1 protein-coding gene and 1 pseudogene are annotated in these 1,294 nt (G+C 39.8%); both read left to right on the forward strand.

The window, feature by feature from the left end; all coding sequences use genetic code 11:
* The first annotated feature begins 308 nt into the window (after positions 1–308).
* Entirely contained in the window at positions 309–911 is a 603-nt protein-coding gene (locus JQC92_RS22295; RefSeq protein ID WP_205001718.1) for a hypothetical protein, read from the forward strand.
* Positions 901–1,294, forward strand: a pseudogene (locus JQC92_RS22300) (DUF6475 domain-containing protein); the annotation flags it as partial. The gene JQC92_RS22295 and the pseudogene JQC92_RS22300, both read left to right, overlap by 11 nt.

A 1,294-nucleotide genomic window follows, 5' to 3' on the forward strand; every position in this document is an offset into this window, starting at 1 on the left:
GTGTTTTGTTCAGAATCGCCATTTTATTTTGATAGTTGTCGTGGTTGACTTATTATCTCAAAAATAAAGCTTTTCTCCTCAGATTTTTCTTCTTAATTTGTTACCCATGTTTGATGGGTTCCGTAATTATTAAGCTCTGAGCATTGTAATTATTAAGCTCTGAGCATTGTAATTTAATCGGCTGCTTTCGGTTACCTTTAGGTTATATCAAGTCGGATTTAAAGTTCACCGACAAACGCGTTTCACAAGCACTTGAGCAACTTACTCAATCTAATTTTATTGTTTGGTGTCATAAAACTCGCTGGTTATTGATCTCTAACTATTTAAAATTCAACCCGATTGAGAATCCCAACCAAGGTAAAGCAGCGTTTTACTTACTCAAAGATATACCCGAAGGTTTTATTGCCAGAAGTGCTATCGCTGAAACGCTTTATCATTACAAGGATAAATTACCAGCTGAATTCCTCTCTTATTACTCCAACCAATTTTGTTCAATTTCAATAAACAGTAACCAAACAGCGTCTAGTGACAAGCAACCTATACAAGCAACGCCAACATCTGATTTCGATAGTTTCTGGCAACTGCAAATTCGCAAAGAGAAAAAAGCCAAGGCACAGCAAGAATGGAACAAACTTACGTTACATATTGATACCAAGCTTGCTCAAACGGTCATTGATAAGTGGATTGAGCAAAAGCAGTCTCGGACTCAGTATCGTGATCCACTTAAAACACCACTGCCACATAACTGGTTAGCTAATCGACAGTGGGAGGATGAATATATCCGAACCACCATCACTAACCGTCACGTACAAGCCCAACCGAATAAGCAGGAACAACTGGAATCTGAAAATAATAAGGAAGCTGATAACTGGGCGCATTCAACGTCGGAGAAAATTATCAATGAACGCTAATGATAAAACTGAGTTTGCCAAAGTATGGGCTACCGTAGCCAATCTTTATGGTAAGAACCTCAGCGCACAGCTGCTCACTTTAACTTTTGAAGTGTTAAAACCCTACAGCCCTAAACAAATTAAGTCAGGGCTGTCTACCCATATTCGTTCAACCCACAGCGGAGCTTTTTTCCCAAAACCTGCCGACATCATTCAGTACATAAGCGGTAATGCTGAACAAAAAGCAGAGCAAGCATGGAGCGATGTTGTCACAGCGATCAGAAGAACCGGTGCATGGGGAAGACCACAGTTTAAAGACCCATTAATAGGCAAGATACTCAGTAGATTTGGTGACTGGAAGCAGCTTTGCCATACTCATCAAACACAGCTTGAAAGCAAGAAAA

It is taken from the genome of Parashewanella hymeniacidonis, from assembly GCF_016900895.1.
Classification (GTDB): domain Bacteria; phylum Pseudomonadota; class Gammaproteobacteria; order Enterobacterales; family Shewanellaceae; genus Parashewanella; species Parashewanella hymeniacidonis.